Genomic DNA, 268 nt, shown 5'->3' with positions numbered 1-268 from the left:
CCTATAGTAAACACCGTGAGTGAAGCGTCGCTGGCAGGTATAAAAATATTGGTTGTGGAAGATAACTCGATCAATAAACTAATCGTTACAAACATACTAGAGAAGGCTGATGCTCAAATTTACTTGGTCGACAATGGATTAGAATGTATTCAAGCCGTGAAATCACAAGCGTACGATATTATTTTGATGGATATTCATATGCCTATTATGGACGGGGTTGAGGCGAGTAAAATTATTCGTAGCGATAGTGACAAAGCAACCGCAAATA

1 protein-coding gene is annotated in these 268 nt (G+C 38.4%); it reads left to right on the top strand.

All coding sequences use genetic code 11. From position 1 onward, the window contains the following. Nucleotides 1-268: response regulator (locus tag AAEZ18_RS18935; RefSeq protein ID WP_352255955.1), on the top strand; the 268-nt coding region annotated here is incomplete at both ends.

The sequence above is a fragment of the Pseudoalteromonas sp. 19-MNA-CIBAN-0066 genome (assembly GCF_040308705.1).
Taxonomy (GTDB): domain Bacteria; phylum Pseudomonadota; class Gammaproteobacteria; order Enterobacterales; family Alteromonadaceae; genus Pseudoalteromonas; species Pseudoalteromonas nigrifaciens.
The sequence above is the reverse complement of the archived record's forward strand: the minus strand, read 5'-3'. Positions and strand labels throughout refer to the sequence as shown.